At 75.6% G+C, this 13,343-nt stretch carries 12 protein-coding genes; 7 read left to right on the top strand and 5 right to left on the bottom strand.

Annotated elements, in window-relative coordinates:
* Positions 1 to 20 precede the first annotated feature (20 nt).
* Complete coding sequence (locus tag ACNHYB_RS12375) at positions 21 to 812, bottom strand: glycosyltransferase family 2 protein (protein WP_418278042.1); 792 nt, start codon at positions 810 to 812, stop codon at positions 21 to 23.
* Positions 813 to 1,049: 237 nt separating this feature from the next.
* Positions 1,050 to 1,877, bottom strand: coding sequence for a DUF5926 family protein (locus ACNHYB_RS12370; protein ID WP_418275646.1), 828 nt, complete (start codon positions 1,875 to 1,877; stop codon positions 1,050 to 1,052).
* Between the two features lie 69 nt (positions 1,878 to 1,946).
* Here ACNHYB_RS12370 and ACNHYB_RS12365 point away from each other — a divergent pair, with 69 nt between their 5' ends.
* Positions 1,947 to 3,191, top strand: a complete 1,245-nt coding sequence (locus ACNHYB_RS12365; protein WP_418275645.1) for a CoA transferase — start codon at positions 1,947 to 1,949, stop codon at positions 3,189 to 3,191.
* A gap of 30 nt (positions 3,192 to 3,221) precedes the next feature.
* Here the strand turns inward: ACNHYB_RS12365 and ACNHYB_RS12360 are convergent, their stop codons facing one another.
* The 3 genes from ACNHYB_RS12360 to ACNHYB_RS12350 all read right to left on the bottom strand — a co-directional run bounded on the left by ACNHYB_RS12360 (position 3,222) and on the right by ACNHYB_RS12350 (position 6,166).
* On the bottom strand, positions 3,222 to 4,145 hold the full coding sequence (locus ACNHYB_RS12360) for a Ppx/GppA phosphatase family protein (RefSeq protein WP_418275644.1): 924 nt from the start codon (positions 4,143 to 4,145) through the stop codon (positions 3,222 to 3,224).
* Positions 4,146 to 4,270: 125 nt separating this feature from the next.
* Complete coding sequence (locus ACNHYB_RS12355; protein ID WP_418275643.1) at positions 4,271 to 4,651, bottom strand: SHOCT domain-containing protein; 381 nt, start codon at positions 4,649 to 4,651, stop codon at positions 4,271 to 4,273.
* A gap of 126 nt (positions 4,652 to 4,777) precedes the next feature.
* On the bottom strand, positions 4,778 to 6,166 hold the full coding sequence (locus ACNHYB_RS12350; protein ID WP_418275642.1) for a glutamyl-tRNA reductase: 1,389 nt from the start codon (positions 6,164 to 6,166) through the stop codon (positions 4,778 to 4,780).
* 49 nt (positions 6,167 to 6,215) lie between these two features.
* Between ACNHYB_RS12350 and hemE the strand changes: the two genes are divergently transcribed.
* The 6 genes from hemE to hemL all read left to right on the top strand — a co-directional run bounded on the left by hemE (position 6,216) and on the right by hemL (position 13,185).
* On the top strand, positions 6,216 to 7,358 hold the full coding sequence (gene hemE / locus ACNHYB_RS12345; RefSeq protein ID WP_418275641.1) for a uroporphyrinogen decarboxylase: 1,143 nt from the start codon (positions 6,216 to 6,218) through the stop codon (positions 7,356 to 7,358).
* Entirely contained in the window at positions 7,355 to 8,800 is a 1,446-nt protein-coding gene (locus ACNHYB_RS12340; RefSeq protein WP_418275640.1) for a protoporphyrinogen/coproporphyrinogen oxidase, read from the top strand. Before hemE ends, ACNHYB_RS12340 begins: the two co-directional genes overlap by 4 nt.
* Positions 8,801 to 8,923: 123 nt before the next feature.
* A complete protein-coding gene (gene hemC / locus ACNHYB_RS12335) occupies positions 8,924 to 9,985 on the top strand; it encodes a hydroxymethylbilane synthase (protein WP_418275639.1) in 1,062 nt (353 codons plus the stop codon).
* Positions 9,982 to 10,755 carry a uroporphyrinogen-III synthase gene (locus tag ACNHYB_RS12330; protein WP_418275638.1) on the top strand — a complete coding sequence of 258 codons (774 nt, stop codon included), beginning with the start codon at positions 9,982 to 9,984 and terminating at the stop codon, positions 10,753 to 10,755. Before hemC ends, ACNHYB_RS12330 begins: the two co-directional genes overlap by 4 nt.
* Positions 10,752 to 11,756, top strand: coding sequence for a porphobilinogen synthase (hemB, locus tag ACNHYB_RS12325; protein ID WP_418275637.1), 1,005 nt, complete (start codon positions 10,752 to 10,754; stop codon positions 11,754 to 11,756). Before ACNHYB_RS12330 ends, hemB begins: the two co-directional genes overlap by 4 nt.
* A gap of 49 nt (positions 11,757 to 11,805) precedes the next feature.
* Complete coding sequence (gene hemL, locus ACNHYB_RS12320) at positions 11,806 to 13,185, top strand: glutamate-1-semialdehyde 2,1-aminomutase (protein WP_418275636.1); 1,380 nt, start codon at positions 11,806 to 11,808, stop codon at positions 13,183 to 13,185.
* Positions 13,186 to 13,343: the final 158 nt, after the last annotated feature.

Genomic DNA, 13,343 nt, shown 5'->3' with positions numbered 1-13,343 from the left:
ACTTGGGGTGACATCGGAGTTCAAGGGCGCTTTGTCCGGTTGCCGGCACGGCCCACGGCGCCCACCGCGCGGCGCACACGTCGGGCGTTCACCGCGAGCATGACGTCCCGGTACTGGCCGGCCCGGTGCAGCTGGCCCTTGAGGTCGTTCGACGACGCCCGGTGGCGCAGGTCGCACGGTACCTCGACCGCGACGTAGCCGGCGCGCAGCAGGTCGATCGTCATCCCCGTCTCGACACCCCAGCCGCGGGCCAGCGGCGTCGCCGCCTCGAACGCCTCCCGGGTGAGGCACCGCATCCCGGACAACGGCTGGGTGGGGCTCCAGCCGGTGAGGTTGTGGATGGAGCGGCGCGCAGCCCCGACGACGATGCCCCGGCCACCGGCGCCCCTCTGCTTGGGCAGCAGGGCGATCGCGACGTCGGCGACGCCCTCGCGCACGGGACCGACGAGCGGTGCGGTGTTGACGGCGGTGTCGCCCAGGTCGCCGTCGATGAAGAGCAGCAGGCGGGCGGCGCGCCCGTCGACGTCGCGCATCGCCGCCACGGCCGCCCCGGTCTCCATCGCGGCGGCCTTGCCGCGGTTGTGCGAGTGCCGCACCACGACCGCACCGGCGTCGCGGGCGACGTGCTGGGTGTCGTCGTCGGAGCCGTCGTCGACCACGAGCACGAGGTCGACGTGCGGGATGGCGCGGGCCGACCGCACGGTGGCGGCGATGCGCTCCGACTCGTCCTTGGCCGGGATGATCACCGCGACGCGCTGGCTGTTGCGCCCGTCCCGGGACGACGGCGGCCGCGGCGTCCGCGCGACCGGCATGCCGCTGCGCCGAGCCGTCGGGCTGCTGATCGCAGCATCAGAGGTCACGTCCTCACCCGTGCGGGTGACACCCTGGTCCGCGTCCACAGCTCCCTGCCCCTGGCGGTCGATGAGATCCACGGAGTCCCGTGGATCGGAAATGCAAAGAACTTCCCTCGGAATCCTACTCCCCTGGTACGGCGACTTTCGACATCGCAACGCAGGGCCGACGAAGACCGCGTGGAGATCCTGCGAGGATCAGCGCAGCGTCACCTGACGCGACACGATGCCGGCCCGCGCCCGACGCTGGGTGGCGTCCAGCGGCTCCGTCACCGCGAGCGCCTCGTCCAGCCGGCGGCCCAGATCCTGCACCGGCTCGGTGAGCTCGTCGGCCTCGGTGCCGCGGGGCAGCTCCCAGACGGGGACGACGAGCCCGCAGGCGCGGAACATGCCGAGGAACTTGCCGCCGGCCAGGCCGGAGTCGCGGCGTGCGTGCAGGCGGGCGATCGCGTCGACCACCTGGTCCTCGTCCTCGGTGCGCGCCCAGCGGACGAACTCGCGGCTCATGCGGCACCAGTAGGCGGCCTCGACACCGTCGATCTTGACGGTCGGGACGGTCTGCTCGGCGGCCTCGTCCAGGCCGGCGCGCACGTCGTCGGTGATCTCGGAGCTCGCGTCCATCCAGTAGTCGTAGCCCTCGTGCACGGTGACCTCGAAGGGCACCGACGTGTCGAGCACGTCCTGCAGGCGGGGGGCGTCGGGGGCGGTGTCGAGCTGGTCGGGGAAGATCCCGCTGCCGGGCTCGGCGTCGATCGCGGCGAGGAGCACGGCGGCGAGGTCACGGCTCAGGTCGTCCGAGGCGAGGACTCCCTGCACGGCGACGAGGACGGTGCCGTCGTCGCGGTGCAGCGCGGCCCAGCCGCCGGGCAGCACGGTGGTGACGACGACGTCGCGGCCACCGTGCGCGGCGACGGTCCGCGCGGTGGCCGTGGCGGAGGGCACGATCTCCCGCATCGAGACCCAGTCGGCCTCCCCGGGGAGACCTTCGAACGGACGCAGCACGAATTCAGCGGTGGACTTGGCCATGCGCCCGATCCTAACGAGCATTCCCGCGAGGTAGTACCGACGGTGGGACGACGGGGATACGTTGGGGTGATGAGGGGGCTCGTCGCGACGTTGCCGGTCCTGGACCTCGCGCTCGGTGCGGTCGAGGCCGTCCGTGCTGCGGCTCGCCGGGCGGGCGCCGAGGGCCCGGTCGTGGACGCCCCGCTGGATCCGGCCCGTGTCGCGGCATCGTTCGCCTCGGACCGTCTGCTGCGGCTCGACGGCGAGGCGTGGGTGCCGTTCGGCCCGCACTCCGGGTTCTTCCGCACCTGCGACGGCTGGGTGCGCACCCACGCGAACTACCCCCACCACCGCGTGCGGCTGCTGCGGAGCCTGGACCTGCCGGACGCCGCGGGCCGCACCGAGATCGCCGCCCGGCTGGCGGCGTCGTCGGCGCAGGCGGTGGAGGACTCCGCCTGCGCCGAGGGGGCCGTCGCGGTGCGGGTCCGCACCGAGGCGGAGTGGCGGGCGAGCCCGGCCGGGCGCGCGGCGGCGCTCGGTCCGCTGGTGCGGATCGAACCGCGCACCGACGGGCGCGCCGACCGGCCCGTGCGGATCGGGTCCGGGGAGCAGCCGCTGGCCGGCATCCAGGTGCTCGACCTGACACGGGTGGTCGCCGGGCCCGTCGCCACGCGCACGCTGGCGCTGCTCGGCGCGGACGTGCTGCGGGTCGACCCGCCGGAGCCCGCCGAGATCGGCGTCCAGCACCTCGACACCGGCCAGGGCAAGCGCACCGTGGTGCTCGACCTGCGCGACTCCGACGACCGGCACGTCGCCCAACGGCTCCTGGACGCCGCGGACGTGCTGGTCACCGGCTATCGGCCCGGCGCGATCGAGCGGCTCGGACTGCGACGCCCGGAGGGGATCGTGCGGGCCCGGGTGTCCGCGTGGGGGCAGGGGGGCCCGTGGGCGGCGCGGCGGGGTTTCGACTCGATCGTGCAGGCGGCCTGCGGCATCGCCCTCGTCGAGTCCGCCGACGGCGTCACCCCGGGCGCGCTGCCCGCCCAGGCGCTCGACCACGCCACCGGCTACCTGCTGGCGGCCGGCGTCGTGGACGCCCTCACGGCCGTCGCCCGCGACGGGGTCGGGCGCGACGTCGTGGCGTCCCTCGCCCGCACCGCCACCTGGCTGCTCGACGCCCCGGGCCGCGACCCGTACCACCGGACTCCCGCGACGCCGTCGGGCTCCCTCACCGTCACCCACGACGGCGTCACCACCGCGCGTCCGGCGCTGCCGGTGGACGACTACCCCTCGCCCGCGCACCCCTGGGGGTCGGACGAGCCCGGCTGGGGCTGAGGACCGCCGAGCAGGCCAGAGCCGCCAGGATCAGAGCCGGTCGAGGAACTGCAGGATCGCGCCCTCGCGCAACGCCCACGGGCAGATCTCGACCTCTTCCACGCCGAGCGCCCGCATCGCCTCCTCCGCGACGACCGCACCCGCCACGATCTGCAGCGCGCGGTTCGCCCCGATCCCCGGCAGCACCGTGCGGTCCACGGAGGACAGCTTGGCGAGGCGCGGCTGCCAGTCCGCGAGATGGTCCTGGCGCATGCGCCACCGCTCGCCGGTACCGAGCACCTGGCGCGGCAGCCCCGCGAGCCGGGCCAAGGACCGGAACGTCTTGGACGTCGCGACGGCGTGGTCGGGCGTCGGGGCGTCGCGCACGGGGCCGACGGCGTCGTCGAGGACCTGGCGCACGTGCCGGCGCAGCCGTTCGGCGTCCTCGGGGCGGGGCGGGTCGTCCGGGAGGAACTCGCGGGTCATCCGGCCGGCGCCGAGCGGGACGGACAGCGCCACCTCGGGCGTCTCGTCCAGTCCGGTCGCGATCTCCAGCGACCCCCCGCCGATGTCGAGCAGCAGCAGCCGCCCTGCGCCCCAGCCGTACCACCGCCGCGCCGCGAGGAACGTCAGGCGCGCCTCCTCCGGGCCGTCGAGCACCTCGATCGGCACCCCGGCGCACTTCTCCAGCCGCGCCAGGACCGCGGAGCCGTTGCGGGCCTCGCGCACGGCGGAGGTCGCGAGCGCCATGAACCCCTCGACGTCGTGCTCGCGCCCCACGTCCGCGGCGTCCTGCACCGCCCGGCACAGCGCCTCGACGCCCTCGGCGGAGATGGCGCCGTCCGGCTGCACGTACCGCATGAGCCGCACCACCGTCTTGTGGCTGGCCTGCGGGACCGGCCGTGCCCCCTCGCGGGCGTCCATCACCAGCAGGTGGACGGTGTTGGAGCCGATGTCGATGACGCCCAGTCGCATGGGGGAAACCTACTCGGTCGGCGCCCCGGGACGTGCCGGGCTCCGGGGAGCAGGACGGCCCGCCACGGAGATCCGTGGCGGGCCGTCCTGGAGGGCCGACGGGCCCTGCGACCTGGGGCCCGCGGTCAGGCGAGAGCCTTGGCCTTGAGGGAGGCGAACTCCTCGGGCGTGATGGTGCCCTCGTCGAGCAGCTTCTTCGCGGACGCGATCTGGTCGGCCGGCGAGGCGGGCGTCGCGACGGACTTGATGTAGTCGTCCGTGGCCGACTTGGCCTCCTTCGCGGCGGACATGCTGCGCTGCGCCATGCCGCGCCCCCGGGCGATCAGGTAGATCAGCGCGGTGAGCATCGGCACGAAGATCAGGAAGAAGACCCACACGGCCTTCCACCAGCCAGAAAGATCGACGTCCCGGAACAGGTCCGTGAGGATCTGGAACAGGACGATGAGGTAGGCCATGAACAGGAAGATCCAGATCAGGAACCAGAAGAAGTCCCAGAAGCCGTCCATGTGCGGGGTCCTTTCGACAGAGCGACGTGTTCGACGGGCCGGTTCCCCGGCCCTCGCCGGTCACCGTATGCAGGCGTGCACTCGTCAACCTACTGGCGGATGCCGGTATTCGCCCGACATAGATCCCTATGCCCGAGATTCTTCAGCCGCTCGGCTTCCGCGCAGCGCCTCCTCGGCCCCGCGCACGACGGCGGCCTCCCGTTCGCGGGCCGCGGCGAGCGCCGCCGCCCGCACCTCGACGATGCGGTCGTGCAGGGCGGCGTGGACCCGCCGCCGGGCCCCGCGTGCGATCGCCTCGACGTCGTCCTCCGTGGCCCCGCCGTACGGACCGAGCTCCGCCTCGAGCCGCCGCACGGCCGCCTCGACCTCGGCCGCGACCGTCGCCTCGGCCTCGTCGAGCAGCGCGACGACGGCGGCGTCGGCCGCCCGGCCCAGTCGCGTCTCCTCGAAGCGTCCCGCCGCCACGGAGACGATGTCGTGGGCGCGCTCGACGACGGCGACCTCGGTCGCGGGCGCGTTCGCCTTGAGGGTGGACAGGTCGTACAGCAGCACGCCCTCGACGTCCGCGACCTGCGGGTCGACGTCGCGGTGCAGGGCCAGGTCGAGGATCACCAGGGCGTCCGGCTCGGGCTGGTCCTCGGCCCGGGCGGCGGCGCGCTCGCGGGCCCGCGCCACCGCCGCGGCGTCCAGCACGTACTCGATGGAGACCTCGGCGTCCGGACCGGCCGCACCGCGCCGCGCACGCGCTCCCGAGCAGGACACGACGACGTCGGCGTCCGCGAGCGCCTCGACGAGGGACTCCGGGCCGACGTCGACGGCGACGACGTCGTGGGAGGCCGCGAAGTCCGCGGCGCGTCCCGAGCCGGAGAAGACGCGCACGTCGGTGCAGCCGCGGGCGCGCAGGGCGGCGACGGACGCGCCGGCGTAGGCGCCGGTGCCGATGATGACGGCTCGGGCGGCCGGGTAGGGGCGCAGGGTCTCGCCGGCGAGGTCGAGCCCGAGCGACACCAGCGAGCGGCCGGTGCCGCCGAGGGTGGTGCGGTGCGCGACCTGCTTGGAGGTGCGGGACGCCGTCTGGAAGAGCAGCTCGAGGGTCTTGGAGGTGGTGCCGTCGTGGCGGGACTCGTGCAGGGCACGCTTGACCTGCCCGGCGATCTCGCGCTCTCCGACGACCATGGAGTCCAGTCCGGCGGCGACGGCGAACAGGTGGGCGGCGACCTCGGTGCCGGTGCGCACGGTGAACGAGTCGACGGCGACCTCGGGGGTGATGCCCGAGGACGCGGCGACGATGTCGGCGACGTGGCGGGTGGCGTGCCGCACGGAGTCGCCGTCGAGGGGGGCGTCGACGTCGAGGTACAGCTCGAAGCGGTTGCAGGTGGAGATCACCACGGAGCCCTGCACGGGGCGGCACGTGCCCACGATCGTGCGGCCCACGGACATCGAGCCGGAGGACAGCCGTTCGAGGGCGTCCAGGTCCAGCTCGCGGTGGGAGGCGGTGAGGGAGATCAGAACCACAGTGGCCCCACTTTATGATCCGGCGGGGCAGGAGGCAGAATCATGGACCGTGACATCCCCCACGGCGAACGTCAGCGACCTGCCCGCCTCCCATCCGCTGGTGGACGGCCGGACGACCACGTCCGCGCTGGTCACGGCCCTGCGGGGCGGTGAGCCGTCCCGGACCCCGGTGTGGTTCATGCGACAGGCGGGCCGGTCCCTGCCGGAGTACCGGCAGGTGCGACAGGGTGTCGGGATGATCGAGTCGTGCCTGATGCCGGAGCTGGCGTCGGAGATCACGCTGCAGCCGGTGCGGCGGCACGGGGTGGACGCGGCGATCTTCTTCAGCGACATCGTGGTGCCGCTGCGCCTCGCCGGGGTGGGTGTGGACATCAAGGCCGGGGTGGGCCCGGTGATGGATCGCCCGTACCGCACCGCCGCCGACGTGGACGAGCTGGTCTCACGGGAGCTGGACGACGCCGCCCTCGCGCCGATCCGCGAGGCGGTGCAGCGCACCGTCGCCGAGCTGTCCCCCGCGGGCGCCGGGGCCGGGACGCCGCTCATCGGGTTCGGCGGTGCGCCGTTCACGCTGGCGGCCTACCTGGTCGAGGGCCGACCGTCGCGGGACCACCTCGCGGCCCGCACGCTCATGCACGCCGACCCCGAGACGTGGCAGCGCCTCACCTCCTGGACGGCGGACCTCACGGGACGGTTCCTGCACGCCCAGGTGCTGGCGGGGGCGAGCGCCGTGCAGCTGTTCGACTCCTGGGCGGGCTCCCTCTCGCTGGCCGACTACACGTCGCACGTCGCGCCGTCGTCGGCCCGTGCCCTGCGGCACGTCGCCGGCCTGCGGGCCGACGACGACGGCGCGGGCGTGCCCGGCATCCACTTCGGCACGGGCACGGGTCACCTGCTGGAGGCGCTGCGCGACGTCCTGACGGGCGCCGGCGTCACGCACCCCACCGTCGGGATCGACTACCGCACCCCGCTGGACGAGGCCTCGACGCTGCTGGGCGACGGCGTGTCCGTCCAGGGCAACATCGACCCGGCGCTGCTCGGGGCGCCGTGGGAGGTGCTCGCCGCGCACGTGCGCGACGTGGTCGCCCGGGGGCGCCGGGCCCCGGGGCACGTGGTCAACCTCGGGCACGGCGTGCCGCCCGAGACCGACCCGACGGTCCTGACGCGCGTCGTCGAGCTCGTCCACTCGCTGTGAGCCAGCAGGTCGACGCCGTCGTCGTCGGCGGCGGGATCGCGGGGCTGGTGGCGGCTCGCACCCTGATCGAGCGCGGTCTGCGCACCGTGGTCCTGGAGTCCACGACCCGCCTGGGCGGTCCGGTGCGGGGCGGGTCGTTCGAGTCGCTGCCCCGCGTGCCCGTCGACCTGGGCGCCGAGTCGTTCGCCGCCCGGGGCAGCGCCGTCGGGGACCTCGCCGCGACGCTCGACCTGGACGTCGTCGAACCCGCCCCGCTGTCCGCCTGGGGGTACGCCGCCGGGCAGTCCTTCCCCCTGCCGGCCGCGGGCGTGCTCGGCATCCCGTCGGTGCCCTGGGCGCCGGACGTGCGCCGGGCGATCGGCTGGCCCGGGGTGGCGCGCGCGTCGCTCGACCGGGTGCTGCCGCGCTTCGTCGGCGCCCGCGCGGACGACCTCGGCTCGCTGGTGCGCGCCCGGCTCGGGGCGCGCGTGACCGACCGCCTGGTGGCGCCCGTGGCCTCCGGCGTGCACTCCGCCCCGCTGGACCGCCTCGCCGTGTCCGCCGTGGCGCCGGGCCTGCGCGGCCGGTTCGACGTCGAGGGCTCGCTCTCGCGCGCCGTCGCGTCGCTGCGGGCGGCGGCGCCCGCCGGGTCCGCGGTGCGCGGGATCGCGGGCGGCATGCACACCATCGTCGAGGCGCTCGCCGGGCAGGTCGCCGCGAGCGCCGAGGACTGGACCGACTCGCCCACGACGGACGCCACCGGTCCCATCCACACCACGCTGCGGCTCGGTCACGAGGTGATCGGCGTGGAGCGCGCCGGCGACGGCTGGCACGTGCGCACGCGGGCCACGGTCGCCGGGGTGCGCGGGGGGCGCGGGTCGGAGCACACCGTCGTCGCCCCGCGGCTGGTGGTGACGACGCCCGCGGTCGCGCCGATGCTCGAACCGTGGACCGGCGTCGTGCCGCGCGCCGAGGAGGGTGCCGACATCCGGCTGCTGACGCTCCTGCTGGAGGCGCCCGCGCTGGACGCCGCACCGCGGGGCACGGGGATGCTCGTCGCGCCGGACGCCGGCCCGGTGCGGGCCAAGGCGCTGACGCACTCGACGGCGAAGTGGCCGTGGCTGGCCCAGCGGGTCGCCGCGGCGGCCGGGTCGGGCATCCACGTGGTGCGGCTGTCGTACGGGCGGATCGGGGAGCCGACGGCGGCGCCCGATCCCGCGGAGGCCGCCCGGGACGCCTCGGTGCTGCTGGGCGTGCCGCTGGAGGACCGCGTGCTGGACCACCTGGCCCAACGGTGGCAGGGGTCGTTGCCCCCGCCGACGCCGGCCTACCGGGCGGCCGTCACCGAGCTGAGCGGCGCCGTCGGGCACACCCCGGGGCTGGCCGTCACCGGCGGCTGGGTGGCGGGCACCGGGCTCGCGGCGATCGTCGGGCACGCGCAGGCGGCCGTCGCCGGGCTCTGAGCGGACACGAGTCGGCCGAAACCCTGGTGGACGTGCGACTCCGGGCCGGAGATCGCTGTGAGATCGACCTCGGAACACCCGCGGGGTTGTGGACGACCGGGAGTCCTGCGAGAGACTGGACGGGTGAGCACCCCCACCGCAGCCCTGCGTCTCGGCACCCGCGCCAGCGCGCTCGCCACCACGCAGTCGTCGATGGTCGCGAGGCGGCTGACCGAGCTGCTCGGACGCCCCGTCGAGCTCGTGCACATCACCTCCCAGGGCGACGCCGACCGCACCAGCTCGCTCGCCTCCCTGGGCGGCACCGGGGTGTTCGTCACCGCGCTGCGCGAGGCGCTGCTCGACGGACGCTGCGACGTGGCGGTGCACTCCCTGAAGGACCTGCCCACCGCCCAGCCGCCGGAGCTGACCATCGTCACCCCCGAGCGCGAGGACCCGCGCGACGCGCTCTGCGCCCGCGACGGCCTCACCCTCGACACGCTGCCCCGCGGCGGCAGGGTCGGCACCGGCTCCCCGCGCCGTGCCGCACAGCTGCGGGCCGCCCGGCCCGACCTGGACGTCGTGGACATCCGCGGCAACGTCGAGACCCGGCTCGCCCGCGCGCTCGGACCCGACGCCGACCTCGACGCCGTCGTCCTCGCCTTCGCCGGGCTGAACCGCCTCGACCGCACCGCCGTGGTCAGCGAGGTGCTCGACCCGGTCGTCGTGGCGCCCGCGCCCGGTCAGGGCGCGCTCGCCGTCGAGGCCCGCACCGGCGACCTGGCCGGCACCCTCCTCGCGGACGCCTTCGCCGCCCTCGACCACCGGGCGACCCGGCTCGCCGTCATGGCGGAGCGGGCCGTCCTCGCCCGCCTCGAGGCCGGCTGCGCCGCCCCCATCGGGGCGTACGGACGCGTCGAGGACGGCGAGCTCGTGCTCTCCGCCGTCGTGGCGAAGGTCGACGGCACCGAACAGCTCAAGCACGTCGCCCGCGTCGCCGTCGACCCCGTGGTCCCGGCCGCCACCGCAGGCGCCACCGATCTGGCCGACCCCGCTGACGGCGCGGCGTACGACCTCGGCGTCCGGGTCGCCGAACGCCTCCTCGCCGACGGGGCCGCCCGCCTCGCCCCGCTCACCGCGGCCCCGCCCGCCCCCGCGAGCGCCGCCCCGCACGTCCCCACCGGGACGGACGACCCGGAGGGCGCGTGAGCGGACCCCTGGACGGCCGGTCGATCCTGCTGCCCCGCGCCCCCGCGCGCGCGGCCGGGCTCGCCGCGCTGCTGCGCGACGCCGGCGGCGACGTCAGCGTCGCCCCCGTCATCGAACGAGCGCCCGCCCACGACACCGCAACGCTCACCGCAGCGGTGCGTGACGTCGTCGCCGGGCGGTACGCCTGGACCGTCATCACCAGCGTCAACGCCGTCGACGCGCTGAGCGCGGCCCGCCCCGACGACCTGCCGATCGCCGTCCTCGGTGCCGCGCCCACCCGGTGGGCCGCCGTCGGCCCGGCGACCGTGCGCGCTCTGGCCACGATCGACGTCACGGCCGACCTCGTGCCCGACGACGCGTCCGCCGCGGGGCTGGTCGCCACCTTCCCGGCGCCCACGACGGCCGGGGGCACCGGGTCCGGGACCACCGACGTGCTGCTCCCCCTCGGCGACCTCGCCACCGACACCCTGCGCGACGGGCTCGCCGCCGCCGGCTGGACGCCGCACGTCGTCACCGCGTACCGCACCGTCACCTCCGCGCTGCCGCCCGACGTCGTCGCCCGCCACCACGACCTCGTGGTCGTCACGTCCGGCTCGGTGGCCCGCGAGATCGCCGCCCAGCTCGGCACCGACGCACCCGTGGTCGCCATCGGGGCGCCGTCCGCCGCCGTCGCCCGCCAGGTCGGCCTCACCGTCGCCGCCGTCGCCGCCACCCCGACCGACACGGCGCTCGCCGCCGCCGTCATCACCGCACTCAAGGAGCCCTCATGAGCAACTCCGGGATCGTCTACCGGCCGCGTCGACTGCGTGCGACGCCGCGCGTGCGACGCCTCGTGGCGGAGACCCGGCTGCACGCCGCGGACCTCGTGCTCCCCCTGTTCGTCAAGGAGGGCCTCGCCGAGCCGGCACCGATCACCTCGATGCCCGGCCAGGTGCAGCACACCGAGGACACCCTCGCGGACGCCGTCGCGGACGCGGCGCGGGCCGGGGTCGGCGGCGTGATGCTGTTCGGCATCCCCGCGGTGCGCGACGCGCGCGGCTCCGCCGGCGACGACCCGGACGGCATCCTGCAGCGCGGCATCCGCCTCGCGCGCGCGGCCGTGGCGGCCGTGGAGACGGAGACGGGCCGGCCCGGACCCGTGGTCATGGCGGACACCTGCCTGGACGAGTTCACCGACCACGGCCACTGCGGCGTCCTGGACGCCGACGGCACGGTCGACAACGACGCCACCCTGGAGCGTTACGCCACCATGGCCGTCGCCCAGGCGAAGGCGGGCGCGGAGGTCGTGGCGCCGTCAGGCATGATGGACGGCCAGGTCGCCGTCATCCGGGACGCCCTCGACGACGCCGGGTTCGAGCAGGTGTCGATCCTGGCCTACAGCGCGAAGTACGCGAGCGCGTTCTACGGCCCGTTCCGCGAGGCCGTCGACTCCGCGCTCCAGGGGGACCGCCGGACGTACCAGATGGACGCCGCCAACGCCCGCGAGGGCCTGCGGGAGGCCGACCTGGACCTCGCCGAGGGCGCCGACATGGTCATGGTCAAGCCCGCCGGGACGTCCCTGGACGTGCTGCGCGGCGTCGCCGACCGGACCGACGTCCCCGTGGCCGCCTACCAGGTCTCCGGCGAGTACGCGATGATCGAGGCGGCTGCCGCGAACGGCTGGATCGACCGGCGCGGCGCCGTGCTGGAGTCGGTGCTCGCCATCAAGCGGGCCGGCGCGGACCTGATCCTCACCTACTGGGCGGTCGAGATCGCCTCCTGGCTCGACTGACGTCGAACCGGCTGGACCGACTGCTCTCGAGAACGACGGAAGGACGACGATGACGGACACGGCAGGCTTCGGCCAGGTCGAGGCGGCGCTCGTGGACACCACGGCCCCGGCGGACAACCATGCGGCGTTCCTGCGCGCGCAGGCCGCGATCCCCGGTGGGGTGAACTCCCCGGTGCGGGCGTACGGGTCCGTGGGCGGCGACCCGCGGTTCCTCACCTCGGCGCGCGGCGCGTACGTCACCGACGTGGCGGGGCGCGAGTACGTCGACCTGGTCGGGTCGTGGGGTCCGGCGCTGCTGGGGCACGCCCACCCCGAGGTGGTGGCCGCCGTGCAGGAGGCCGCCGCCCGCGGCCTGTCGTTCGGTGCGCCGACGGTGGCGGAGGTCGAGCTCGCCGAGGAGGTGCGCCGTCGCGTGCCCGCCGCGGAACGGGTGCGGCTCGTGTCCACGGGCACGGAGGCGACGATGACGGCCGTCCGTCTCGCGCGCGGCGTCACCGGGCGTCCCCTGGTGGTGAAGTTCGCGGGCTGCTACCACGGGCACGTCGACGCGCTGCTCGCCGAGGCGGGCTCCGGCGTCGCGACCCTCGCCATGCCGGGCACCGCGGGCGTCACCGCGGCGTCCGCCGCCGAGACCCTCGTGCTCCCCTACAACGACCTCGCCGCCGTCGAGGCCGCGTTCGCCGAGCACGGCGACCGCATCGCCGCCGTCATCACCGAGGCCGCGCCCGCCAACATGGGCGTCGTGCCGCCGTCGGACGGCTTCAACGCCGGGCTGCGGCGCATCACCGCCGCGCACGGGGCGCTGCTGGTCCTCGACGAGGTGCTCACCGGGTTCCGCCTGTCCGAGGCCGGGTACTGGGGTCTGGCCCGCGCGAACGGCGAGGACTGGACGCCCGATCTGTTCACCTTCGGCAAGGTGATCGGCGGCGGCATGCCCGTCGCGGCGCTCGGCGGCCCGGCCGCCATCATGGACCAGCTCGCGCCGCTCGGCCCCGTCTACCAGGCCGGGACGCTGTCCGGGAACCCGGTGGCCGTCGCCGCCGGGCTGGCCACCCTGCGCCTCGCGGACGACGCCGTGTACGACCGGGTGCGCGAGGTCGCGAGCGTCGTGTCGGCCGCCCTCGGCGACGCCCTCGACGCCGAGGGTGTGCCGCACCGGGTGCAGCGCGTCGGCTCGCTGTTCTCCGTGTTCTTCGGGGAGGCGGCCGCCCGCGACGGTGTCCGCACCTACGCCGACGCCCAGGCGCAGGACGTGTGGCGCCACCGCCCGTTCTTCCACGCCATGCTCGACGCGGGGGTCAACCTGCCGCCGTCGGTGTTCGAGGCCTGGTTCTGCTCCGCCGCGCACGACGACGACGCCGTCGGACGCATCCTCGACGCCCTGCCCGCCGGGGCGCGGGCCGCCGCAGCCGCGACCACGACCGCGTAGCCCGCCGGGCGCCGCCGTCACCGCTCGGAAGGACGACGGCGGCGTGACGGGCCATGATGTCCTCACCGAGATGAGGAGCGTCGATGGTCGGGCAACGGTGGCGCCGGGACGCGGTCGGCGCCGGAGTGCTCGCACTGCTGCTCGTCGGGCCGTCGATC

It is taken from the genome of Isoptericola jiangsuensis (genome assembly GCF_048320105.1).
Lineage (GTDB): Bacteria > Actinomycetota > Actinomycetes > Actinomycetales > Cellulomonadaceae > Isoptericola > Isoptericola jiangsuensis_A.
Note: the sequence above shows the minus strand (reverse complement) of the source record. Positions and strands in the feature narration are given on the sequence as shown.